The organism is Chryseolinea sp. T2, from assembly GCF_037203685.1.
Lineage (GTDB): Bacteria > Bacteroidota > Bacteroidia > Cytophagales > Cyclobacteriaceae > Chryseolinea.
This window is the reverse complement of the sequence record NZ_JBBCAU010000008.1, coordinates 94,592-117,910: the sequence shown is the minus strand read 5'-3', so window position 1 is coordinate 117,910 and position 23,319 is coordinate 94,592. Positions and strand designations below refer to the sequence as shown.

Here is a 23,319-nt window from a genome sequence, read left to right as displayed (position 1 = left end):
TGAGGGGATGTTTAGAACTTCAAAAACTGATCATATGGGAAAAATAATTGGAATAGACTTAGGAACCACCAACTCGTGCGTTGCCGTGATGGAAGGCAGCGAACCAGTGGTTATAGCTAACAGCGAGGGCCGTCGCACGACACCTTCGATCGTTGGCTTCCTGGATAACGGGAAAGGTGAGCGCAAGGTTGGTGATCCTGCAAAACGTCAGGCTATTACCAACCCCAAGAATACTGTATCATCCATCAAACGCTTCATGGGCAAAAGCTTCAGTGAAGTATCTAGTGAAAAGAAAATGGTTTCCTACCAGGTCGAATCTGGTAACAACAATACCGTGCGCGTGCGCATAGGTGACAGGTTGTATACGCCTCAGGAAATCTCAGCAATGATCCTTCAGAAGATGAAGAGCACTGCTGAAGACTACCTCGGCACAACAGTTTCCGAAGCCGTTATTACTGTTCCTGCATACTTTAACGATGCAGAACGTCAGGCTACCAAAGAAGCTGGTCAGATCGCCGGTCTCGATGTGAAGCGTATCATCAACGAGCCTACAGCCGCTGCGTTGGCTTACGGTCTCGACAAGAAGAACAAAGACATGAAGATCGCCGTCTATGACTTAGGTGGTGGTACTTTCGATATCTCGATCCTCGAACTTGGTGACGGTGTATTCGAAGTAAAATCTACCAACGGTGATGTTCATCTCGGTGGTGATGACTTCGATATGCGCATCATGAACTGGCTGGCTGACGAATTCCAGAAGGAAGAAAACGTCGACCTGCGCAAAGATCCTATGGCGCTCCAGCGCTTGAAGGAAGCTTCTGAAAAGGCAAAGATCGAGTTGTCAAGCTCTCAGGAAACTGAAATCAACCTTCCTTATGTAACGTCGGTTGATGGTGTTCCGAAGCACCTTGTGAAGAAACTTTCCCGTTCGAAATTCGAACAACTTGTAGACGACCTCGTGCGCCGTACGCTCGAGCCTTGCCGCAAGGCAGTTGCTGATGCCGGTGTAAACGTATCAGAGATCGACGAAGTGATCCTTGTGGGTGGTTCTACTCGTATCCCCCGCATCGTTGACGAGGTTGAAAAGTTCTTCGGCAAGAAGCCTTCGAAAGGTGTTAACCCTGATGAAGTTGTTGCAGTAGGTGCAGCGATCCAGGGTGGTGTGTTGACTGGTGAAGTAAAAGACGTGTTGCTCCTCGACGTTACTCCGCTTTCGCTGGGTATCGAAACAATGGGTGGCGTGTTCACGAAGCTGATCGAATCTAACACTACGATTCCTTCTAAGAAATCTGAAGTGTTCTCGACAGCATCTGACAACCAGCCTTCAGTGGAAATCCACGTGTTGCAAGGTGAGCGTCCGATGGCGAAGGATAACAGAACGATCGGAAGATTCCACCTCAGCGATATTCCGCCTGCACCACGCGGCGTACCTCAGATCGAAGTAACGTTCGACATAGACGCCAACGGTATCCTCCACGTGTCTGCAAAAGACAAGGGAACAGGCAAAGAACAGAAGATCCGCATCGAAGCTTCTTCCGGATTGACTGATGCCGAAATCCAAAAGATGAAGCAGGAAGCTCAGGCAAATGCCGAAGGCGACCGTAAGGCGAAGGAAAGCGCCGAAAAGATCAACCAGGCTGATTCACTGATCTTCCAGACTGAAAAGCAGCTGAAGGAATACGGTGACAAGCTTTCTGAAAGCAACAAGTCAGCGATCAACAGCGCACTTGAAGGCTTGAGAAATGCTCACAAGAGCCAGGATCTTGCATCGATCGATTCAGCACTTGAAAAGCTGAACAATGCATGGCAGGCAGCTTCTGCCGAGATGTATGCAGCGACTGGTGCTAACGCCGGTGGCTCAGCAACGGGTGATCCAGGCGCAGGCCCACAAGGCGGAACGGGTTCAACAGCTGATCCTAACAATGTATCAGACGTTGAATACGAAGAAGTAAACGACAAGAAGTAATTCCTGTTCGATTAGTTTTAAATACGAAGGCCCGCCACAAGGTGGGCCTTCTGCTTTTAAAGGTCCGCAGGACCGAAAGAAATTAAGAATTAAGAATTAGCCGCCAGCCCTCTGCTGATTGAAAGCCACGACCGCAGGTCGTGTCGTGCAACCAGGGCGAAGCCCACTCCTAATTATCAATTATCAATTGTCAATTATCAATTCTTGAAGTACCTCCCGTACCACTCCAAATACCTTTCCCACCGGTCTCTTAAGTAGCTGGGCACGTTCAGCCCATGATGCTGCCCGGGGTAGATGATGAGCTGAGTAGGTACGCCCATCGATCTCAACGCCTGATACATCTGCTCACTGCCAGCAGCCGGTACGTTGTAGTCGCTCTCACCCACCATGTATAATGTTGGTGTCTTGATGTTGTCAACCTTCCAGAACGGATACGACACCTTCATCCACTTCTCCATGTTCTTCCATGGAACACCGAGTTCCATTTCGTATTGCTGAACGTATTGATCGGTCCCATACATGGTGATCTGCAGTGCACTGCCTGCACCACTGGCAGCCGCCTTGAAGCGCGAATCGGATGCCGTTACGTAGTCTGTAAGAATGCCGCCATAACTCCATCCTCCTATGCCTAACCGATTCGGATCGGCAACGCCGGTCTTAATAAGATGATCGACACCTGCCAGGAGATCTACTACTTCATAATGACCCCAGTCACCAAAGATGGCCCGTGAGAAAGCATATCCCTTTCCATTACTTCCTCTGTAGTTAATACACGCAACGGCATAACCATGCGCTGCAAACAACTGAGGTGTCTGGTCCCATTCATATTCATCCTGCGACACCGGCCCGCCGTGAATCCAAAGTATAAGAGGAAGCTTCTGATCCTTCGGCTTGTCACTGGGTCGGATGAGCAAGCCGCCAACCGTCGTGTTGGCGTCACTCTTGAACGTAAATCCTTCCACAGTGGCAAGTCTGTACTTTGAAATAAACTCATCATTGTGGTTGGTGAGTTTTTTGAACTGATCATTTTGAAGCACGTAGATCTCTGATGGCTTCGTGGGTTCACTCATCAGAACGATGCTTCTTGAAGCATCCAACGGCTTTACAATCGTGATGCTCCTATCACCCGATGACAACTTCTTTTGTTGCCCGGTGGCTATATCAACGGAGATTACATAACGCCTGCGATCGTCTTCAACAAGCGCCAGCACGCTTTTGCCATCAGAGGCAAGAACTGGTTTCGAGATAGGCCTGTCGAGAGCTTGCGTAAGGAGTTTAGGAGTGCCTCCTCCAACCGGAAGTGACGCGAGCAGCGGCTCGTCATAGGTATCGCCCTCTGGAGATATCGATCGAAGATAGGTGATGGTCTTGCCGTCAGCACTCCAAACCGGGTTACGGTCGTAGTCCTCCCACGTGGTTAACTGCCGGGCTATAGCACCGGGTTTAGCTTCTATGATCCATACATCGTTGTTGAGGTTTCGATCTGAGTCCTCCGTTCTGTTACTGGCAAATGCAATATACTTTCCGTCGGGCGACCAGATTGGCTCGATGTCGTCAAACTTCCCGCGGGTAAGCGTGTCCAGTCGTCCGCTGGCAACATCATAAAGATAGAGGTGCGAATAGCGATGTTCGAGATAGCCGCTTCCATCAGCCTTGAACTGGTAACGATCGATCACAATTGGATCCGCCGGCTTCTCCTTCATGCTGTCGGGACGATTGATCTGATCGTGCATGAGCAACAACAGAGTCTTCGAATCGGGACTCCAGAAGTAATCACTGACACTCGCCCTAAGCTTTGTCAGCTGTTTTGCCTCACCTCCTCTTCTGTCGAGTAGCCACACCTGAGATTTGCTCGGCTTACCTCTCGACGAAGTAAAGCTCAGCCACTTATTATCAGGACTCCATTTGGGATGCCCTTCATCCTTATCTGAATATGTAACCTGTATTGATCCCGAACCATCGACGGCAGTCATCCAGACGTTGTCGTCGAAGGTATCTTCGGTCGTATCGGCAGATGACACAACATAAGCCACCCATTTCTTGTCCGGAGAAACCTCGGGACTGCTTACCTGTTTTGTTTCAAATAACGATGAAGGTTTGAGCTGCTTCTGTGCTGCGCAGGGGAGGGACCAGACCGCGACGAGCAGAATGAGTAGATACTTCATGATTCAGGGGGTAAAAAGGAAAGTTAACGCACTTTCATTTAGATAGTACACCTTCCAAAAAAAAGATGCGTGCAAAAAAAGATGCCCGGCACACCTCGACGGCGTAACGGGCACCACTCCATACAGCTATTCTTAAATCAATTCACGGTCGCTCCCGGATTACTCCGATCGCAGCGCGGTAGCTGGATTCGCTACGGCCGACCTGATCGACCGGTAGCCCACCGTTAATAATGCCACAACAATGGTGGCGACAAATCCGACTGCGAAGATCCATGCACTGATGTTAATGCGATATTCAAAATTCTCAAGAACTTTACCCATCACGAACCACGCTATGGGAGCCGCTATGAGGAATCCAATTCCGATCAGCTTGAGATATTCCTTCGAGAACAAATACACGATGCTTTCCACAGATGCACCCATGACCTTCCGCACACCGATCTCTTTCGTCTTTTGATTGGAGAGGAACGTCGCCAATCCGAACAGACCGAGGCATCCTATGAAAATGGCAATGCCAGAGAATACACTGAGCATGATCGACATCCGTTGATAGCCCTGATAAAACTGCTGAATGCGGCTGTCGAGAAAATCGTACTCAAATATTGATTCGTGATAGGCAGCTTCCCACTTTGGTTTAAGAGCGTCGATAATCGACTGCGTCCTGGTAAGATCTATCTGTAGCGCGAGGACAGAATATCTCGCCCGACGGTTCAACAGGATGGTTGCTTCAATTGGATTCTCGAGTGAGACGGTGTGAAAGTTCTTCAATACGCCTACAACAGGAAGGTCCTTACCCCACATATGGATGACCTTGCCGACCATATCGTCTGGCGTAACGCCAACTACTTCACACAGCTTTTCATTTACAACGAAGCCATTGGCTGTATCCAGATCATCGAGATTTCTTCCGCTGACAAGCTTCAGATCAAACAACGGTATATAGTTACCATCGACCTGTTTCACCTGCGTTTCATAATCACGCTCTGTGCCGGCCATTTTGAAATTAGTGCCGTTAACATTTCCCGAAGATGGAGCAGAACCATTTAAGCTTGCTGCGTTTACACCAGGCACACGCAACATTTCATCACGAAGCGTAAGCATCTTGCTTGGCGCACTTCCCGGTCCGACTTCCTCCGATAACGGTATGGGTACCATTAACACGGCATCCTTTCTGAAACCAAGGTCTTTTGCATTCATGAACTTCATCTGATAAATGAGAACAATGGTCCCAAAAATGAAGAACTGTGAAATGACAAATTGGGTAATAACAAGTCCGCGTCTCAAGGCATATCCCGATGAGTTCTTATTGCCAACAAGATTCTTCAACGCCATAACTGGATTATACCCTGACACAACGAGCGCCGGGTACAGCCCCGACAGCAATGCAACACTGACTGTCACTCCCACAATAAATATCCAAAGCCATGGATTGGTGGCAAAGTCAAGTGAAAGACTCACCTCCATGAACGGATTGACATACGTGATGGCAAGTTGTGCCGCCCCAAGGGCAAGGAGCATAGAAATGACGACAACAATGGTAGTCTCACCAAGAAACTGACGAATGAGCTGACCTCTTGTGCTACCCAGTGACTTGCGTATACCTACCTCCTTCGAGCGTTTGATGGCCTCCGCCGTTGCAAGGTTGATAAAGTTGATAGATGCCGTAACAATCAGAATTATTCCAATGGCAGCAAATGTCAATAATGTGGCGCGACTTACTGTATCATATGTATACGTTCCATAGCGATCGTCAAAATGAATATCCGTAAATGGTTGAATGGTGAACGCTGCCTTTCCTTTATTGTCTTTGCCGAGATACTTAGTGAAAAAGTCAGGCATGCGAGCTTCGAGCGTTTGAATTGAAACACTCTCCTTCAAAAGAAAGTAACAATGCTCGTCGCTCCAGATGCTGTTCCATCCATGTTCTTCGGTTTGCTTTTTGATCGTGCTATAGGATAACATCAAATCAAATGGAAGATCTGTGTTATTAGGCGGATCGGCCATCACCGCTGTGATCGTGTATTCATTCTTATCAAAGCGCACAACTTCGCCAAGCACATCTTCCCGTCCGAAATAGTTCTTTGCCGATCTCCGTGATATGATTGCAGTATTTGGATTGTCAAGTCCGTGTTGCTTATCACCCGTAACAATCTCCCGATCAAACACTTTAAAGAAGTTGGATTGTGTAAATACCGTTCCTCTTTCAGCGCTGAATGGTTTGATGGTTCCGTCTGGTTGAGGAATAATGATAGTGCTGTTGGACCGGTAAGAAGTAAACACAACTTCTTCAGCTTCCGGGAAGTCGAGTTTGAAAGCATCGGGCAACACAGAAGGTATCCCCGACGTGTAGTCGGTACCGTTGTTTCCTTCCGACTGATGCACCACCCGATAGATGCGGTCGCGCTTAGACTGGAAGTTGTCGAAGCTCGACATATAATTCACCAGGAGAAAAAGCACGAGGCTGCAAGTGATTCCAAGAGTGAGGCCTGCAATGTTTATGGCAGCGCTGCTCTTTTCGCGTAGAAGGTTCCTGAAGGCGGTCTTGAGATAGTTCCTGAACATAACGAAGGGGTTTTTCCGGATTCCCGGTTTAGTATTGAAGATCGTGCCACTTGATCGTTAACCGAAAAAGAGGCGATTCCGTTTTAGAAACGAACTTTGGATAGTTAGGTTTGGTCGTTTTTGCTGTTCGGATCGAAAAAGTGGTGTCCGGTTCCGATCATCAGGCTCCAGTAAAAGACGGCAGGAACGAACGGGATGCCGTTGAAATGCGTTATTTTTGAGCTATGGTTCAGCAGCTATTGGTCGGATTGCTTTTCGTGGGTGCCGTTGGCTACCTGGGAAGGATATTGTATCAAAGCTTCAAGGCCAAGTCAACAGGCTGCGCTTCCGGCTGCGGCAAATGCGGAGCAATCGATCTGAACAAGATCGAAGCCCAGATCCGCAAGAACGAGAAGTTCTGAGTTGTCTTATCTTCGAATCAAGAACATTGATTTGAACTTCGAACCCCACCGATTCGCACAAAGGCGGCGAAGCCGCCTCCCCAATTATCAATTATCAATTGTAAATTATCAATTCGAAGTGCAGTTCCTGCACATCTCAATCTCCGCCCTCGAACGAAACAATGACTCTCTGAATTCATTGTACTTCTCCCCATACCAGATGTCACGAAACGATGTCGTCTTCAAATCGCCCATCGCATAAGCTCCATCCTTATCAAAGCAGCAAGGCAACACTTTCCCATCCCACGTGATCACACATCCCTGCCACATCCGCCAGCATTCATTCAAAAACCTCGACTTGATCTCGTACGTTCCATCGTCCTTCCGCCGGTAACGCGAATACCGATCATCATCAGGTATGAGATCGGAGCCGTTCTCATAATTGTATATCTGCGCAGTTTTCAACACAAGCTCATCGGCACCGAGCTTCTTTGCTAGCGCGCGAACATCTCCGATCTGATGTTCATTGGGCTTCACAACCAAAAATTGAAACATAACGTGGGGGGTATGCGTTCGCAGCAGTTTCTTGTAATGTATTACCCGCGACGCACCTTCGAGCACCTTCTCGAGACTTCCGCCAATACGGTAAGACTCGTAAGTATCCTGCGTCGTTCCATCGATAGAGATAATTAATCGATCAAGACCAGACTCAACAGTTGCTCTCGCCGATTCATCCTTCAGATAATGTCCATTGGTTGACGTTGCTGTATACACGCCCTTTTTAGATGCATATCCCACCATATCCAGAAAGCCCGGATGCAAATACGGTTCACCCTGAAAATAAAACGTCAGATAATTCAGTGTGGGAGCTAACTGATCGATCACATTCGCGAAAAGATCCTGCTTCAGCATACCCGTTGCGCGGGTAAACGACCTTAGACCACTGGGGCATTCAGGGCACCGGAGATTGCACGATGTTGTGGGCTCAATGGATATACTTAGAGGTAATCCCGCAATAGTCGGCCGGCCCCGCAAACGCGAATACTGATAACTGGACCAGATTCGCGCACCATTCGCCATACGCTCTGCAGTGAGCCCTTTCGCCAAATTCCACGAGTCTCGAAGTTGCGCAACCATGCGAGGGCAAAGTAATCAGATTTTCGGCAGTCGGGTTATGGAAACTGCCTTATCTTGCAGTGATATTAGGTCATGAAGAACTTCCTATTTAGCCTGGTTGCAGCCCTCATCTTCAGTTTCGGATACGGCCAGCACCTGACAGACAGTTCGAAATTCTCAATCATCACCTGCGGCCCGGATCCTGGTCCCGTATATCTCGCCTTTGGTCACAGTGCCATCCGCATGGTTGATCGGTCATTGGGTGTCGACTACGTATTCAACTACGGCGTATTCGATTTTGCCCAACCAAATTTCTACCTGGACTTCGCCCGCGGTTCCAACAACTACCTGCTCGGTGCGTACGACTATCAATACTTCGAGCAGTCGTACATCGAAGACAATCGCTTTCTGCATGAACAATCGCTCAACCTCACATTAGATCAGCGTCAACGACTCTACAAGTTCCTCGTGTGGAACTCGATGCCTGCAAACCGCGCCTACTGGTACGATCCCTACTACGACAATTGTGCGACCCGTGTTCGCGATGCATTTGTAAAGGTGTTCGGCGACAGCGTAAAATTTGATGGCTCGTACATCAGTACTAAGTACACAATCCGCCAGCTGAAGGATCTTTATGCAAAGTCATATCCCTGGGGAAATCTTGGAATTGATATTTGCCAGGGCATGCCCATCGATCGGGTAGCCACTCCGTATCAATACATGTATCTGCCCGCATATATCGAATCAGGATTCGATCATGCCACGATAATGAATGATAGCGCAACGGTTCCGCTGGTGGGCAAGAAGCGTGTTGTTTACGAAGCGAAGCCCTTTCCAGCATCATGGATACCGCATCCAATTTATGTGATGGGACTGATTGCCCTGATCGCATTGGTACTCGCCGGCCGCGACTTCTCAAAACAACAGCTGTCGACATGGTTTGATGCATTACTATTTGGAGTTACTGGCTTCATCGGCATTATTTTGTTGTTGTTATGGTTCTTTACCGATCACAAGGCCGCAGCCGATAACCTTAACCTGATCTGGGCACTGCCTACACACTTAATTGCAGTCTTTGCCATGATCGCACAACCCCGTTGGCTGAAATGGTATTTCCTTTTAACCGCATTGATACAATTGGCGTTGATTATTGGCTGGTTCTTCCTTCCACAACAATTAAACACAGCACTCATACCATTAGCAACCGCGCTGATGGTGCGTTCTTACATTCAGTTTGTGCTTAGAAAACGAGGCGCTTACACAAGAGCGCGTATTGCAAAGGAGATGATGTTGTAGGATTAGCTAATGGTATTTTGCTAGTTCTTTCTCCAGCATATTGATCAAATCTTTAGTTTGCTGAAGAATGGTGCCAGAATCAAGATATTCTACTTCAAGTAAATCGCGCCAGACACGAAAAAACTCTATGACTTTGTTGTTATGCGCCAGCTTCTCAACGGATACCGGAGTAGCGCCCTCATTCATTGAAAAGTCTTTAAAATGTTCGTGTAGTATTGGAACATAATAATTGAAAACCTGGTCATAGCTGACTTGAGCAAGATTGATCGTTCGTTGCTCTCTAAACTCATAAAACTGCATGATTCTTATCCGCAGACTATCATTTTCAATTAAGTTGAAACCAACCGACTTGAATGTCTCAAAGGTTGCCGAGTGAAACTGATAAGCGTTGTAGTAATTAAGACGGGCAATGATTCTCCTTATAGAATCATCCGGCACGCGAGTCGTCACCAGGGCGCTCACCATTCGGTTCGCAGCTGCGCTTTGTTTGTTTACAGAGGGAAGATCTCTGTTTAAATTGGCCGCATCGTCCTTTAGCTCCCGAAGCATTTCGCTTAGGAGACTTCTGCCCATCTCACGGTTTTGACGTTCTTCTCTTAGATTCTCAACCCACGCAGCAATTAGAACGCTGGCAATGATTAGAACAGACTGACCAATACCTAAAACTGTGATTCTCAGAATTCGTGCTTTGTCCATGTGGAGGGTGGCGATGCGTTATTAGTCAATATAATAAAACGCAATTAGAATTGCCTAACCTCCATTCATACATCACATATGTATCGGCCGGTTCGCCGTGGCTGCCAGACAAGCTTCCTTCACGGCCTCCATGTAGGTCGGGTGCGCATGTGACATCCGCGACACATCCTCAGCAGATGCCCTGAACTCCATCGCCGTAACACCAGCAGCAATCATATCTGCAGCACGCGCGCCAATGATGTGAACACCGAGGATCTCATCAGTAGTCTTGTCAGCAAGTATCTTTACAAGTCCGTCAGTGTCGCCGCTCGCGCGTGCACGACCCAACGCCTTATAAGGGAAGTTACCTACCTTATATGCCTTGCCCTGTGTTTTTAATTGCTCTTCCGTATAACCTACGCTGGCAACTTCAGGCCATGTATACACAACACCAGGAATCAGGTTGTAATGAACATGGGGTTTCTGTCCCGCCATTGTTTCAGCTACATATACACCTTCTTCTTCAGCTTTGTGAGCGAGCATTGCACCGCGAACCACATCGCCAATAGCGTATACGTTATCTACTTTGGTTTTGAGGTGATCATCTACCTGGATCTGGCCCTTTACCGTCTCAATACCTATCTTATCCAAACCAAGGCCATCAGTATAAGGGCGGCGTCCGATGCTCACAAGGCAATAATCGCCTTTGAGCTCAATCGACTTTCCATCTTTGCCTTCAGCTTTCACAGTTACTTCGTCACCCTTGCTCTCGACCGAAGTGACCTTGTGTCCGAGGTAAGATTCGATGCCCAGCTTCTTGGCAACCTTTAGTAACTCCTTGCCCATGGTGCCATCCATGGTTGGGATAAGGCTGTCGAGGAACTCAACAACTGTAACCTTTGAACCAACGCGGGCGAAAACAGAGCCGAGTTCCATACCAATTACACCACCACCGATGACGATGAGATGCTTCGGTAATTCCTTCAATTCAAGTGCTTCCGTGCTGGAAATAATCCTCTTCTTATCGAATGGTGCAAAAGGGAGCGGTGTCGGCTTCGATCCAGTAGCAATGATCACTTTTTCAGTGGTCAGTGTCGTTTCCTTGCCGTCCTCAGCAGTAACCTTGATCGTGTTCTTATCGACGAAAGATCCAACGCCCGTATGAACGTCGATCTTGTTCTTCTTCATGAGGAAGGCAATGCCATCCACGTTTGCTTTCACAACCTCTCCCTTGCGCTTGATCATCTGCCCAAGGTTCAGCTTCGGCTCGGGGATTTCGATGCCGTGCTCTTTGAAATGTTGTTTGGCATTGATGAAATGTTCTGATGAGTCAAGTAATGCCTTTGAAGGAATGCAGCCAACATTAAGACAGGTACCGCCCAGTGTCTTATACTTTTCAACGATGGCCGTCTTGAATCCCAGTTGTGCGCAGCGAATGGCCGCCACGTATCCACCGGGGCCTGACCCTATAACAATGACGTTGTATTGCATGGTAAGTTTTTAGTTGAGATAAGTGGAATCAGACACCGAGGATCAATCTTCCCGGATCCTCAAGCAGTTCCTTCACGCGAACAAGGAAGCTCACCGATTCCCTTCCATCGATAATTCTATGGTCGTACGACAAAGCGACGTACATGATAGGTCTAACCACCACTTCGCCGTTCTTCACCACCGGACGCTCAACAATATTGTGCATACCGAGGATGGCCGATTGAGGCGGGTTCAGGATTGGTGTCGACAACATCGAACCGAACACACCACCATTGGTGATGGAGAACGTTCCGCCTGTCATTTCATCTATTGAAAGCTTGCCATCGCGTCCGCGTGTCGCGAGGCGAATAACTTCTGCCTCGATCTGATTGAACGAAAGTGATTCCGCATTGCGGATCACCGGCACAACGAGACCTCTGGGCGTTGAAACAGCTATCGAGACATCACAGTAGTCGTGATAAATGATTTCATCTCCATTGAGGGATGCGTTCACGGCAGGGAAATCCTTCAATGCGGCACAAACTGCCTTCGTGAAGAACGACATGAAGCCGAGGCCCACGCCATATTTCTCCTTGAATTGATCTTTGTACCTGGAACGAAGATCCATTACTGGCTTCATGTCCACTTCGTTGAAAGTAGTAAGCATCGCAGTCTCGTTCTTTACAGACACGAGTCGTTTCGCGATGGTCTTGCGCAACGAAGTCATCTTCTCATTGCGGACATTCCTTCCACCACCTGAGGTAATTACCGGAGGTCCGGACGGAGTCTGCGCCTTGGTATCCTTCGACGGAGCCTGTTGCTTGGCAGGAGCCTGCGCGTTCTGTGCATCATCTTTTGTGATTCTTCCACCTACACCAGTACCCGCCACGTTGTTAGCAGCAATACCTTTCTCATCCAGAATCTTTGCAGCAGCAGGTGAAGGATGACCCGCTGCATATGATTTGTCGCCGGCGGGGGCTGTGGCAGCCTGATCAGATGGCTTGCCATCTGTAGCCGGCGCAGCAGCTCCGTCAGTGATCTCAATCTTACATATCAGGCCACCGATAGGCAGTGTTTCTTTCTCTTTAGCTACAATGCGCAGTATGCCCGTCGCTTCAGCAGGTAACTCAAAAGTTGCTTTGTCTGATTCTACTTCAGCAATGATCTCATCAAGTTTAACGAGATCACCGTCCTTCTTGAGCCACGTTGAAATCGTCACTTCAGTAATCGATTCCCCTACAGTAGGAACCTTCATTTCCTTCACTCCACCTGTTGCCTTAGGTGCAGCTGCGGGCGCCGGCTTTGCTGCAGGTGCTGCCGCCGCGGCTTTCGTTTCCGCCGGTGCTGCTGCAGTTTTCCCGGCAGGTGCGGCCGCTCCGTTAGGATCGATCTCGCAAAGCACCTCGCCTATGGGAACCGTTGTGCCCTGCGGCTTCACGATCTTCAGCACACCAGCACTTGACGCCGTCAGTTCAAAAGTTGCCTTATCAGATTCAAGCTCTGCAATTACTTCATCCATCTTCACTACATCACCATCTTTCTTCAACCAGTTGGCGATGGTGACCTCTGTGATAGATTCACCAACCGCGGGGACTTTAATTTGTACTGCCATTAGTTATAATTTTATTATGTACACAAGCACCGTCATTCAACGGGCCTGCCACTATTATATTTCAAATGCTTTGTTTACCAGTTTCTCCTGCTCAATCTTATGAACCTTTGAGTATCCTGTTGCCGGCGAAGCGCTGGCCTTGCGCGATACAACTTCGAGCTCATACTTAGGCATCATGCGAAGTATATAGGAAAGAGCACCCATGTTAGCAGGCTCTTCCTGAGCCCAAACCAACTTGGCATCTTTGTATTTCTTCAACACCGCCTTCAATTGCTTTTCAGGGAAAGGATGAAGTTGCTCAAGACGAACGACCGCTGTGTCCTTGATCTTCTTCTTCTGTTGTGTCTCTGCGAGATCGTAATAGATCTTTCCTGAACACAACACGACGCGCTTCACTTCTTTAGCTGATACGTTCGCATCGTCAAGTACCTCTTCAAAGGTTCCTGATGTAAAATCCTTGACCGGAGATATTACAGCAGGATGGCGAAGCAATGACTTCGGCGAGAACACGATGCATGGCTTACGGAATGGCCACGTTACCTGGCGTCTCATCAAATGGAAGAAGTTAGCTGGCGTCGTCGGGTTCGTAACGATCATGTTGTACTCAGCCGACAACTGAAGAAATCTTTCAGGACGGCAGCTCGAGTGCTCCGGTCCCTGACCTTCATATCCGTGAGGCAACAGCATTACCAGGCCATTCATGCGCTGCCATTTCGATTCAGCGCTGGATAAGAACTGGTCGATGATTACCTGAGCACCGTTAACGAAGTCACCAAACTGCGCCTCCCACAATACTAATGCGCGGGGAGTTGACATGGCGTAGCCATATTCAAAACCAAGTACACCAAACTCAGACAACAGAGAGTTATAGATGCTGAACTTTTGCTGTCCCTTCTCGATATTGTTCAAGCCGCAATACGGCTCGTTGGTATTGGCATCAAAGAAATATGCATGACGGTGAGAGAACGTTCCGCGACGAACATCCTGTCCTGACATACGCACAGGTGTCTTCTCCAGGATAAGCGAACCATAAGCAAGAAGTTCTGCTTCCGCCCAGCCGAGTTCTTTTGTTTCAAAGAAAGCTGCACTCCTGTCTTTCAACAGTTTCTCAATCTGTTTCAGTGGTTTGAATCCTTCCGGAATCGTGATCAACGCCTTGCCTACTGCATCAATAACGCTTTGCTTGATCGCGGTGTCCGGTGACTTATCGAAATCCTCCGGCTTAGCCCAACGCATTTGTTCCCACTCCTCCTCGATCTTCTGAGGCTTATAAGGAAGCGGCTTTTGTTTCACCTCATTGAGGCGGTCCTGAAGCTGGTTCCTGAAGTTCTTATCCATCTCATCGGCCAGTGCCGCATCCACATCACCACGCTCCACAAGTTTCTTCACGTATATCTCGCGCGGGTTCTCGTGCTTGGCAATGATGTTATAGAGTTTCGGCTGCGTGAACTTCGGTTCATCACTTTCATTGTGACCGTGACGACGGTAGCAAAGGAGATCGATGAAGATATCCTGTTTGAATTTCTGACGGTATTCAACTGCTACTTTGGAAACGAAGCTTACTGCTTCAGCATCATCCCCATTCACGTGTAATACAGGAGCATCAACGATCTTGGCAATGTCCGTACAATAAATGCTGGTACGTGCATCGTCATAATCAGTCGTGAAACCTACCTGGTTGTTGATGACAAAGTGAATCGTTCCACCCGTCGTATATCCAGGGAGACCTGACATCTGCAGGAGTTCATAAACTATACCCTGTCCTGCTACGGCCGCGTCGCCGTGAATAAGGATGGCCATACCTTTCGTCAGGTCTCCTCCATATTCGTCGTCGATCTGTCCGCGTGTATATCCAATCACAAGCGGATCAACTGCTTCAAGGTGAGACGGGTTCGGAGAAAGCTTCAGATATATCTTCTTGCCGGACGGCGTCTTGATGTGACTTGAATAACCCAGGTGATACTTCACGTCACCATCGCCCATTGTTTGTTCCGGGCTCACGTTTCCTTCAAACTCTGTGAAGATCTGTTCATAGGTCTTGCCGAGTATATTTGAAAGCACGTTCAGGCGACCGCGGTGGGCCATACCTATTACGACCTCCTTCACATCAAGCTCTGCAGCTTTATTGACGATGGTTTGAAGGGCGGGAATTGTGTTCTCTCCACCTTCAAGGGAGAATCGCTTTTGTCCGAGGAACTTCGTGTGAAGGAAGTTCTCAAACACCACTGCTTCATTGAGCTTGGTGAGAATGCCCTTCTTCTCCTCGAGGCTTGGGCTGTAGCTCACCCATTCCTTTTCAAATTTCTCGAAGAACCATGCCCTGACAGCATCGTTCCGTATAAAGTTGTATTCAACGCCAATGGCGCCGAGGTATACTGTCTTGAGGCGTTCAATGATTTTGCGGAGGGTCGCGCGGCCCATACCGATTTCCGCCCCTACATCGAATTCTGTGTCCAGATCGGCGTCAGTAAGACCGACATTCTTGTGGTCGAAGTTGACGTGGTGATTCCGGCGCTCACGAACAGGGTTTGTCTTTGACTGGAGGTGTCCGAAAGAGCGGTAGGTAAAGATCAGGTTTCGAACCTGTGTTTCCTTAATGGAGAGCGAGTCATCGGTTTTTACACCGTTTCCGTTGGTCTTGTCACCGTAGCGCTGGCTGGAGAAGTCATAGCCTTCAAAAAACTTTTGCCAGGTGATGTCGACAGAGGCGGGATCCTTCTTGTAGTTTTGATAGAGCTGATCGAGGTATCCTACGTCTGCATTCGATATATATGAGTAATTATCCATGATTTTTAAAAAGTAGCCAAAGGTATAGAAGGCGCTGAAGATTAAAAAATTGCGTACTCGCTTGGCCGAATGTTCGCCACTTGCCCTCGATTTCAGCCGTTTTAACCTTCTATTGGCCTTTCTGTCTCAGAAAATATTCCTTGAGGTGTTTCCGCGCACGGGCAGGAGGATAGCCTGTTAACGCAAATTTCGTCGTTCTGGTGCCCGGTTGTTGACCCGACGCAGCCCAATTAAATTGTCAATTCTCAACTTTCAATTCTCAATTCTCAAAAAAGCCTTAACTTTGCAGCCTTTAAAAATTGGACGAGATCCACGTAATTAACAAACTAACGTAATGGTTAAGATCAGACTGGCCCGCAGAGGCCGCAAAAAACTGGCACTGTACGATGTAGTCGTAGCCGACGCCAGAGCTCCACGCGATGGGCGATTCATTGAAAAGATCGGGACTTACAATCCCCTTACCGTACCTGCAACAATCGAACTGAACGATGATAAAGCGTTCACCTGGTTGATGAATGGCGCACAGCCTTCTGACACGGTTAAAGCGATGCTGTCATACCGCGGCATCATGCTGAAGAAACACCTCCAGATCGGTGTTATCAAAGGCGCTATCACTCAGGATCAGGCAGACAGCAAACTGGCTGCTTGGTTGAAAGACAAGACCGAGAAAATCGACGCCAAGAAAGGCAAGGCAACTGCCTCTAAAGAAGCAGATGCTAAAGCACGTAAGGCTGCAGAAACCAAAGTTCGCGAAGCGCGTGCTGAGGCCATCCGCAAGAAGCAACAGGTTGCTGCCGAAGCTGCAACACCAGCAGCCCCTGCAGAAGGAGAAGCTCCTGCTGCCGAAGCAACAGAACAGGCTTAAGAATTACTTTGCCCATAGTAAAATGGTGCCAGTGCATTTAGGTGCACTGGCATTTTTCTTTTGATACGTTTTATCACAGATGCTAAAAGAAGATTGCTTTCAGATTGGCTTCGTTCAGCGTACGCACGGCCTCAAAGGCGAGCTTACTTGTGTGATCAGTGCTGATTTGCCCGAGGCAGACTTCAACGCACTCTTCATTGAACTGGACAACCGATTGATTCCTTACTTTATAAAGCAGCTTTCGCTGAAAGGAGATCGCGCCCTGATCCAATTGGAAGATGTAGACTCACTTGAACAGGCCAAAGGTCTCGTCGGGAAATCACTACACCTTCAAAAATCCCTTCGCCCTAAATTAGGAAGAGGAGAGTTCTACGACGATGAAATCGTAGGCTTCATTGTTACAGATCAAACATTGGGCACTCTCGGCAAGATCAGAGAGATGATTGACGCAGGCCCGAACAAACTGATTGCCGTCGAACACAACGACAAGGAAGTACTTATACCCGTGAACGGCCCCTTCATCAAGTCTATTAATAAGTCGAAGAAAACGGTCACGGTCGAGCTGCCCGATGGCTACCTTGATATGTAAGTAGTACTGAGTAGTTAGTCCTGAGTCCTGAGCTTGGTTTGTAGTTTGAAAATAGTCTTTGAGTAGTTTATTCTGAGGCCAACTACTCCTTCCAATACTTACGAACTGCGCTACTGAATAGCAGTACTAAAGACCTACACACTACTAATGCCAATACTAAAGAACTAAAACTACTAATAAACCAATACTCAGGACTAAAGACTCAGGACTAAAGACTATTCTTTCTTCCGGTCATATCCCGTCCGCTCAAACATCCATCCCGGATACTCCATCGGAAGTTTACTTACTTCATTTAACTGACTAAGTTCTTCAGTTGAAAACTTGATGTCGGTTGCCTTGAGGTTATCATCAAGTTGTTCCAGTTTGTTAGCACCAATAATCACTGTGGTGACAGCCTTTTGATGCAGTAGCCAGGCAAGAGCCAGTTGAGCCACTGTTGCGTTCTTAGCGGCTGCCATTGGCGTCAACACATCGAGAACATCGAAAGCCCTGTCCTTATTCAATGGAGGAAAATCGAATGTCGCGGTACGGCGACCTTCTTCGCCTGTCGCGTTCCTCTTGTACTTGCCGCTGAGAAAACCTCCGGCTAATGGGCTCCAGACCATCAGTCCTACGTTCTGATCATTCAGTAAGGGAATGAGTTCCCGCTCCAGATCACGACCGGCAATGGTATAATATGCCTGAAGCGAAACGAACGGCTCGAAGTTATTGTGCTTTGCATAAGACAACGCCTTCATGAGCTGCCACGCTGCAACGTTGGATGCCCCCACGTAACGAACTTTGCCGCTTCGAACCAGATCATCAAAAGTGCGAACTGTTTCCTCAATAGGTGTTAAGGGATCATAGCTATGCATCTGATAGAGGTCGATATAATCCGTGTTTAACCTTCTCAGACTCTCTTCCACCTGGTGCATGATATGCGCGCGCGTCAGACCCTTTTCATTCGGGCCTGCTCCCATCGTACCTCTTACCTTCGTTGCCAGTACAAGCTGATGTCGGTTGAGCCCGACATTACGTATAGCCTGGCCGGTAATCTCTTCAGACCAGCCTTCTGAATACACATTTGCTGTATCGATGAAATTGATACCTGCATCAATTGATTTCCTGACCAGCTCATCTGCAATTCCCTGACCCTGACTACCGATAACTTTGAACATTCCCTTGCCACCGAAAGTCATCGTACCCAAACACAACTCCGACACCAGCAGGCCGGTGCGTCCTAATAAATTGTACTTCATAAATGGATTCCTTTTAGTTCATCATGTTAATGAGAACAAAATTATCAGTGAGCAGAGGCTGCTACGGTGCAACTATCAAAGTAAAAAGTATAAAAATCAAAGTATCGATGGTTCTTTCCGGATGGAAAGCGGGGTTCGGCCGGTTGATTTCTTGAAGAAGTTATTGAAGTAGTTGGGGTAGTCGAAGCCCAGAGCATAGGCGATCTCAGCAATCGTGAGGTCTGTGTGACGAAGAAGTGCCTGTGCCTCGGTCACGATACGGTCGGCGATATGCTTCGTAGTGGACTTTCCTGTAACAGCACGCACGGCATGATTAAGATGGTTCACGTGTACAGATAAGCTGTGAGCATAGTCGCTGGCCTTCTTTAGACGGAGCGCATGATGCGAAGAATCTATCGGAAACTGACGTTCAAGCAATTCAAGAAACAAGCTCGCGATACGTTCTGAGGCGCTGTGGTAGCGGTATGACGCAAGCGCCGGCTCTAATTTCAGACCCTCGTGAATGAGGAGGTTCACATAATTTCTTGCGAGATCATGTTTATATGTGTACTCGGTTTCCAACTCCGAAATGATCTTGTCGAATATGCCCGAAACAGAAGCCAGCAACTTCTCATCGAGGAAGAAAACAGACTTAGCGCCAATCCTAAACAACGGCGACTCCTGTAAACTTTCCGTTCGACCATGAACCTTTAGATAATCCTCCGTAAAGATGCACATGTATCCTCCGGCAGGCTCAAGACTCGTGTAGGCATAGGGAACAAGTGGATTCGAAAAGATCAAAGCAGGTTGATTGATCTCCACTGTTTCCGTTGCATAGCTGATGCTTCCGGCACCCATCGTAATCCAGATCTTGTAGTAGTCCCGGCGGCTATAGGGAAGTATTTTGCTGCCAGTGCGTTCGAATTTTTGAGCACGGACCTGCTGTTGTGGTGCCTGAGGATCCATCAGGCAAGCCACTACCGAAGGGAAATTAATCGCTGATGACATGCCATAAAACTATGAAAATCAAAGCATGTTCACCAGCGTCAGGTTCCTTCAAACTTGTATAGTGCCTTTCCTGGCTTATCGATCGTTTACGGGTTCTCAGCCGCCATCCTGGCCGGCGCGCTGTTTATACTACACTATTCGTACTTTAGAGATCTGGCCGGATTTGCCATTGCAGAGCGGATCGTGTGATAGCTGATAGTCGCCAGCGCAATCGCCAGACCCAATACTCCACCCAGAACAAAGAGCAGTGGATTGATTTCTACCCTGTAGGCAAAGCCATCAAGCCACTTCAGCAGCAGCCAATAAGTTACCGGGCTCGCGATCACAAATGCTATAGCAATGAGCAGCGCGAAATTCTTTGACAGCAGTATAGTGATCTCCGCCTCGGTCGCCCCCAAAACCTTTCGAATGCCGATCTCTTTCGTCTTTCGCACTGTAGTAATGGCCGCGAGTCCAAATAGCCCCATACATGAGATCAGGATCGCCAGTACAGCCATAATTGTAACAACAGAACTCATTTGTTTGTCTGATCTGTACAATCGTTCAAAGTGATCGTCGAGGAATGAATAATCAAAAGGATAGTTGATGTTGCTCTCCCACGTCTGCTTAATGAAAGCAATGGCTTCCTCTGCACGACTTCCGTCTATCTTTACAGACATCTCATCGTAGCCCCATTCGGGATGAACCGACATCTGCAACGTGTTGATCTTGTAATGCAGCGAATTGAAGTTGAAATCTTTCGCTACACCTATAATTGTTCCCAGTGAATCGTTATGATACCAGCCGTGACCGGCCTGTGTTCCAATTGTTTCCTTCAATCCCAATTCCTTGGCAAACGACTCATTGATAATGAAGGCCATGTCTTTATCAGTGGGAATCGATTTTGAAAAGCTCCGTCCCTCTTTCATCTTGATGCCATACACATCGAGATATTCGTAATCGACATTGACATTCGACGGTGTGATTGAAAATACTCCGGTATCAGCCTTCACCTTAAATCCAGATTGATGGAAGTTCTCCCCGAGTCTCTGACCGCTGGCCGTTACGCCTTTAACTAAAGTGTTACGCTTGAGCTCCGTCCGCAGCATCTCAAATTTCTGATTGGCTTCCCCATTCATGTCGATGAGCATCATCTGGTCTTTATTAAAACCGAGATCACGGTTCTTCATATATGTCAATTGCTGCACAACGATAAGGGTACTGACGATCATGGCGAGCGCAAGTCCGAACTGTATTACCACCAGGCTACTACGAAAGAGAGAGCGTCCGCTTGCCTGCGCGCTTTTCAAAATCTTCGACGCCGGGAACGACGTCATATAAAATGCCGGGTAGATGCCGGTGAGTAGTCCGAGGCCCAGCGTCACTCCGATCAGGTAGATAATGTTCAAAGGTTCCGTCACCAGCGTCGTCAGCGACAAATGCCGGTCTATCAGCGTATTCACAACAGGTATGAAGATGAGGTTGATCAACGCAGCCATCATCAATGCAAAGACAGCAAGCAAGGTTGATTCAAAAATGAACTGGCTGAACAGTTGAAACTTCTTTGCTCCAATGGAGGTGCGTACGCCGATCTCCTTCCAGCGATGTGATGACCTCGCGGTTGTCAGGTTCATGAAGTTGAGTCCTGCAATGATCAGAATAAAAATGCCAACGATCGAGAACACGCCCAGGTAAGACCCGTTGAACTTTCGATAATTGTTATAATCGTGCTCGATATCAGTTGAAGCAAGATGAACGTCTTCCAGTTGTTGTAAGAAGAGAACATAGGCTTTGTTGATGTCGGGGTTGTCCATGTGACGACGAAGGAATGCAGGAAGCTTTTCCTCCAATGCGTGTATATCAGTATTTGGGTTCAACACCAGATAGGTGTTCAGAAAGTTACTTCCCCAGCGATCATTGAATTGCTTCTCTTCGCTTGTGATGGTGGTCATCGACACCAGAGCATCGAACTGCATGTGCGAGTTCTCGGGAACGTCTTTAAGAATGCCGGTGATCTTATATTCCTTGTCTCTGAACTTCAGCGATTCGCCCATGGCCTTGTCGACCGTTGGAAAAAACCGGAGGGCGGTAGACTCGGTCACCATCATTGAATAAGGTTCGTCGAGTGCTTTCGAACGGTCGCCCTGGAGAACAGGGAAGTCAAAGATGTCGAGGAAGGTGCTGTCAACGGTGGCGAGGTAAGGCAGGAGAAATTGCTTATCGTCACGTGCCACAAGTTGTTTGGGACGGCACATGAAACGAGCATAGTTCAGCACTTCGGGATATTCTCTTGCAAGGTTGGGGCCCATGCCAGGCATCGATAAAGCAACCTTCTGCACGTTGGTGCCGGTGAAGTTCTGAACTTCATCAAGCCTGTAGATCTGCGCCTTCTGCGAATGGAAAGCATCGAAACTTCGCTCGTCCTTTATGAATAGGTAAATGATGATACATGCCGCCAGTCCAACCGAGAGGCTGAAGATGTTAATAAATGCGTACAGAGGGCTCTGCCGGATGTTACGCAGTGACGTCACGAAGTAGTTCCTGATCATGGTTTTTGTTGAAGGGTCGCTGGTGAATACTTCGCCCGAAGGCGGTGGTTACTTGAAGGTATCTGTTTTTGTTCTCTTGTTTGCCAAGAATTGTGCCGTTGGGAAATGGATTGTCTCCATAGCATTCCGCGCTGTTCACGTGCTGGGCGATGTACAGTATTGAACATAGGTCGTCCGTTACCATGCCATATCTGTTGCCAATCAAATCCGGAACTTAGACGGTCAGGATCGTTGGATGTTACAGCGATAAATCCCGGCTGCAATTGTATCAGCATCCGGCCTCCGACGAATTGAACACTCGACGCCTGGCATATGCCGTTTTCGCGTTAGCTTGCGGCCTTAAAGAACGATCCGATGCACATCGACATAATCACTTGCCTCCCAAATCTTGTGGCCAGCCCGTTCTCCGATTCAATTTTGAAACGTGCTCAGTCAAAGGGCATTGTAGAGGTGGACATTATTGATTTGAGGGCGTATGCTACTAACAAGCACCGGACAACGGATGATTACGCGTTTGGAGGAGGTGCCGGCATGGTGATGCTGATCGAACCCATCGACAATTGCATCACGGCATTAAAGGCAAAACGGCAGTACGACGACATTATATATACGAGTCCTGATGGCGAACGTCTGACTCAATCTATGGCCAACGAATTGAGTCTCAAGCAAAACCTCATCATCTTATGTGGTCATTACAAGGGCGTTGATGAACGGGTAAGAGAACACCTGGTGACCCGGGAGATCAGTATCGGGGATTACGTTTTGTCCGGGGGCGAGCTGGCTGCGGCCGTAATAGCCGATTCCGTGATTCGCCTGATCCCCGGGGTACTGTCTGATGAGACATCGGCCCTTAGCGATTCCTTTCAGGACGATCTCATCGCGCCGCCCGTTTATACCCGACCCGCTGAATACAAGGGCTGGAAGGTTCCGGACGTGTTGCTGTCGGGTCATCAGGCCAAAATTGAGGCCTGGAGACACGAGCAGTCGCTCGAAAGAACCCGGAAAAAGAGGCCTGAACTGCTCAAAAAGGGCGATTTGTGAATAGTTCACAAAGTATCAGGATTGCGTTTCCCAAATATCAAT

The 23,319-nt window shown here is 48.2% G+C and carries 17 protein-coding genes; 7 read left to right on the top strand and 10 right to left on the bottom strand.

The window, feature by feature from the left end:
• Positions 1-34 precede the first annotated feature (34 nt).
• Positions 35-1,966, top strand: coding sequence for a molecular chaperone DnaK (dnaK, locus tag WBG78_RS23705; protein WP_337328992.1), 1,932 nt, complete (start codon positions 35-37; stop codon positions 1,964-1,966).
• 197 nt (positions 1,967-2,163) lie between these two features.
• Here dnaK and WBG78_RS23700 read toward each other — a convergent pair whose 3' ends face one another.
• Both WBG78_RS23700 and WBG78_RS23695 read right to left on the bottom strand, forming a co-directional pair.
• Positions 2,164-4,131: a S9 family peptidase gene (locus tag WBG78_RS23700; protein ID WP_337328991.1), complete on the bottom strand. Its 1,968-nt coding sequence runs from the start codon at positions 4,129-4,131 to the stop codon at positions 2,164-2,166.
• Between the two features lie 159 nt (positions 4,132-4,290).
• Positions 4,291-6,693 (bottom strand): ABC transporter permease, encoded by a 2,403-nt coding sequence (locus WBG78_RS23695; RefSeq protein WP_337328990.1) that lies wholly within the window; start codon positions 6,691-6,693, stop codon positions 4,291-4,293.
• A 224-nt stretch (positions 6,694-6,917) separates the two neighbouring features.
• Here WBG78_RS23695 and WBG78_RS23690 point away from each other — a divergent pair, with 224 nt between their 5' ends.
• Positions 6,918-7,094, top strand: a complete 177-nt coding sequence (locus WBG78_RS23690) for a FeoB-associated Cys-rich membrane protein (RefSeq protein WP_337328989.1) — start codon at positions 6,918-6,920, stop codon at positions 7,092-7,094.
• A gap of 108 nt (positions 7,095-7,202) precedes the next feature.
• Here the strand turns inward: WBG78_RS23690 and WBG78_RS23685 are convergent, their stop codons facing one another.
• On the bottom strand, positions 7,203-8,210 hold the full coding sequence (locus WBG78_RS23685) for an SPASM domain-containing protein (protein ID WP_337328988.1): 1,008 nt from the start codon (positions 8,208-8,210) through the stop codon (positions 7,203-7,205).
• A gap of 72 nt (positions 8,211-8,282) precedes the next feature.
• Between WBG78_RS23685 and WBG78_RS23680 the strand changes: the two genes are divergently transcribed.
• The gene (locus tag WBG78_RS23680; RefSeq protein ID WP_337328987.1) at positions 8,283-9,485 is read left to right on the top strand and encodes a lipoprotein N-acyltransferase Lnb domain-containing protein; all 1,203 of its coding nucleotides are present in this window, start codon (positions 8,283-8,285) and stop codon (positions 9,483-9,485) included.
• 6 nt (positions 9,486-9,491) lie between these two features.
• On the opposite strand, the gene WBG78_RS23675 is transcribed toward WBG78_RS23680, so the two are convergent.
• The 4 genes from WBG78_RS23675 to WBG78_RS23660 all read right to left on the bottom strand — a co-directional run bounded on the left by WBG78_RS23675 (position 9,492) and on the right by WBG78_RS23660 (position 16,029).
• On the bottom strand, positions 9,492-10,181 hold the full coding sequence (locus WBG78_RS23675; protein WP_337328986.1) for a DUF6090 family protein: 690 nt from the start codon (positions 10,179-10,181) through the stop codon (positions 9,492-9,494).
• A gap of 72 nt (positions 10,182-10,253) precedes the next feature.
• Positions 10,254-11,651, bottom strand: a complete 1,398-nt coding sequence (gene lpdA, locus WBG78_RS23670; RefSeq protein ID WP_337328985.1) for a dihydrolipoyl dehydrogenase — start codon at positions 11,649-11,651, stop codon at positions 10,254-10,256.
• A 28-nt stretch (positions 11,652-11,679) separates the two neighbouring features.
• Entirely contained in the window at positions 11,680-13,242 is a 1,563-nt protein-coding gene (gene odhB / locus WBG78_RS23665) for a 2-oxoglutarate dehydrogenase complex dihydrolipoyllysine-residue succinyltransferase (protein WP_337328984.1), read from the bottom strand.
• Between the two features lie 54 nt (positions 13,243-13,296).
• Positions 13,297-16,029 carry a 2-oxoglutarate dehydrogenase E1 component gene (locus WBG78_RS23660; RefSeq protein ID WP_337328983.1) on the bottom strand — a complete coding sequence of 911 codons (2,733 nt, stop codon included), beginning with the start codon at positions 16,027-16,029 and terminating at the stop codon, positions 13,297-13,299.
• 334 nt (positions 16,030-16,363) lie between these two features.
• Here WBG78_RS23660 and WBG78_RS23655 point away from each other — a divergent pair, with 334 nt between their 5' ends.
• Positions 16,364-16,894 carry a 30S ribosomal protein S16 gene (locus tag WBG78_RS23655; protein ID WP_337328982.1) on the top strand — a complete coding sequence of 177 codons (531 nt, stop codon included), beginning with the start codon at positions 16,364-16,366 and terminating at the stop codon, positions 16,892-16,894.
• Positions 16,895-16,973: 79 nt separating this feature from the next.
• Positions 16,974-17,483, top strand: a complete 510-nt coding sequence (rimM, locus tag WBG78_RS23650) for a ribosome maturation factor RimM (protein WP_337328981.1) — start codon at positions 16,974-16,976, stop codon at positions 17,481-17,483.
• Between the two features lie 215 nt (positions 17,484-17,698).
• Here rimM and WBG78_RS23645 read toward each other — a convergent pair whose 3' ends face one another.
• The 3 genes from WBG78_RS23645 to WBG78_RS23635 all read right to left on the bottom strand — a co-directional run bounded on the left by WBG78_RS23645 (position 17,699) and on the right by WBG78_RS23635 (position 22,236).
• Positions 17,699-18,721, bottom strand: coding sequence for an aldo/keto reductase (locus WBG78_RS23645; protein ID WP_337328980.1), 1,023 nt, complete (start codon positions 18,719-18,721; stop codon positions 17,699-17,701).
• 96 nt (positions 18,722-18,817) lie between these two features.
• Positions 18,818-19,708, bottom strand: a complete 891-nt coding sequence (locus tag WBG78_RS23640) for a helix-turn-helix domain-containing protein (RefSeq protein WP_337328979.1) — start codon at positions 19,706-19,708, stop codon at positions 18,818-18,820.
• A gap of 134 nt (positions 19,709-19,842) precedes the next feature.
• Positions 19,843-22,236 carry an ABC transporter permease gene (locus tag WBG78_RS23635; protein ID WP_337328978.1) on the bottom strand — a complete coding sequence of 798 codons (2,394 nt, stop codon included), beginning with the start codon at positions 22,234-22,236 and terminating at the stop codon, positions 19,843-19,845.
• On the opposite strand from WBG78_RS23635, the gene WBG78_RS23630 reads away from it, so the two are divergent.
• Both WBG78_RS23630 and trmD read left to right on the top strand, forming a co-directional pair.
• Positions 22,235-22,399, top strand: a complete 165-nt coding sequence (locus tag WBG78_RS23630) for a hypothetical protein (protein WP_337328977.1) — start codon at positions 22,235-22,237, stop codon at positions 22,397-22,399. The genes WBG78_RS23635 and WBG78_RS23630 overlap by 2 nt on opposite strands.
• A gap of 191 nt (positions 22,400-22,590) precedes the next feature.
• Positions 22,591-23,277, top strand: coding sequence for a tRNA (guanosine(37)-N1)-methyltransferase TrmD (trmD, locus tag WBG78_RS23625; protein WP_337328976.1), 687 nt, complete (start codon positions 22,591-22,593; stop codon positions 23,275-23,277).
• Positions 23,278-23,319: the final 42 nt, after the last annotated feature.